The organism is Bradyrhizobium sp. S3.2.6 (assembly GCF_040546885.1).
GTDB lineage: Bacteria > Pseudomonadota > Alphaproteobacteria > Rhizobiales > Xanthobacteraceae > Bradyrhizobium > Bradyrhizobium cytisi.
Genome location: NZ_JBEPOS010000062.1, coordinates 1 through 1,827 on the forward strand (window position 1 = coordinate 1; position 1,827 = coordinate 1,827).

At 63.6% G+C, this 1,827-nt stretch carries 2 protein-coding genes; both read right to left on the minus strand.

Annotated elements, in window-relative coordinates:
* On the minus strand, positions 1 to 1,391 hold a 1,391-nt coding region (gene tnpC, locus ABID58_RS37280), incomplete at its 3' end, for an IS66 family transposase (protein ID WP_354037797.1).
* A gap of 69 nt (positions 1,392 to 1,460) precedes the next feature.
* On the minus strand, positions 1,461 to 1,827 hold a 367-nt coding region (gene tnpB, locus ABID58_RS37285), incomplete at its 5' end, for an IS66 family insertion sequence element accessory protein TnpB (RefSeq protein WP_354037798.1).

The following is a 1,827-nucleotide window of genomic DNA, read 5'->3' on the forward strand; positions in this document are numbered from 1 at the left end:
GCATTTTTTCTAGTCAGGCAGACTGGCCGGATGGCGTTCTCGACCGGGTTCGTGTCGAGCTCGAGGCGCCCGTCTTCGAGGAAGCGGGTCAGCCCTTGCCAGTGATTGAGCGCGTAGCGGATGTCCTCGGCGAGCGTCGAACCGCTGGAGATCATCGACAGCTGCTTCTCGAACCAAGGCTTTAACGCGGCGACCATGGGCAGCGAATGCTCTTTGCGCGCGGCCAGCCGGATGTCCGGCGATGAGCCGCGTACCATGGCTTCGATGGCGTAAAGCTGTGCGATGTGCCGAACGGCGGCCTCGGCGATCGGCGATTTGCTGTTGCGGGCCAGTTTGACGAAGCGCCGCCGCAAATGGCTCCAGCAATGCACGAGTGTCCATGGCCCCTGCGGTCGAGCGACTTCGGTCAGCCGGTCATAACCGTCATAGGCATCGCATTGCAGGAAGCGTCCGTTAAAGCCATGCAGGAACTGCTCCGCGAAGGCGCCGCTGCGACCGGGGGCATATCGGAACAGCACGATCGGAGGACTTGGGCCGCTGTGGCCGCGGTCGTCGGAGACGATCGCCCAGAAGTAGCCCTTCTTCGTTTGGCCTCGCCCGGGATCGAGCACCGGCGCCGTGGTTTCGTCCATGAACAGACGATCCGCCATGGCCAGGCGGCGGCGCATGTGGTCGGCGATCGGCTGAAGATGGAAGCAGGCGCGGCCGGACCAGTTGCCCAGTGTCGCCCGATCAAGCCGGATCCCCTGGCGCGCATAGATCTCGGCCTGACGGTAAAACGGCGTATGGTCGCCGAACTTGGAGACGATCACGTGCGCAATCGCCGCTTCGGTCGGCAGCCCACCAGGCACGACGTGCTCCGGCGCGTGGGCCTGCACGACAGGGCCCGAGCAGCGGCGACAGATGTATTTCGGGCGGCGCGTGACCAGCACGCGCCATTGCGCCGGGATCACGTCGAGGCGTTTGCTGACGTCCTCGCCGATCTTTGTCATGGCGCCGCAACCGCACGGACAGAGCGTGCTCGCAGGCTCGATGATCCGTTCCACCCGAGGCAAATGGGCAGGCAAGCAGCCGCGATTGCGATGAGAACCTTGATCCGGCGCGCTCCGCGATCGGCCCTGGATCACAGCCTCGGCTCTCTCCTGAGCCGCGTCCAGGATGCCTTGCGCGATCTCCACGTCTTCCAGCGGCAAGTGATACTGATCTGGCCGTAGCTTCTCGGACTTCGCGCCGAACTTCTCGCGTCGCAATTCGCCGAGAATGACCTCCAGCCGACGCCGCGCTTCTTCCGACGCCGCCAGCGCCCCCTGATGCTCGCTCAAGGCCGCCTGCGTTTGCGCCAAAAGCGCTTTCAGTTGTTCATTTTCGTCGCGCAGCGCCGCGATGCTCATGCGCTATTTCGAGCACATCGACGCCGCGCGTGCCACATTCAAAATAGCTTCCGAGTCATTCTGCCGCAGTTATCCAGCCGCCTGGGGACGCCGCGCTTCTTCCGGGCGCACCAACCTCCAATCCAGCCCTTCGAACAGGGCTGCGAACATCGCCGGCGATATGCGCATCACGCCGTCTGCGATCGTTGGCCAAACGAACTTGCAACCTTCGAGGCGTTTGTGCACCAACACCAGACCCGTTCGATCCCAGACCAAAATCTTGATCCGGTCCGCTCGTTTCGATCGGAACACGAAGGCTGCGCCGCTGAACGGGTCGAGACGAAGCATCTCCTGCACCTTCGCCGCAAGCCCATCGTGGCCACAGCGGAAGTCGATGGGCCGCGTCGCGATGTAAATCTTCAGATCGGCACCGGCCGCGATCATCGTGACGCTCGCA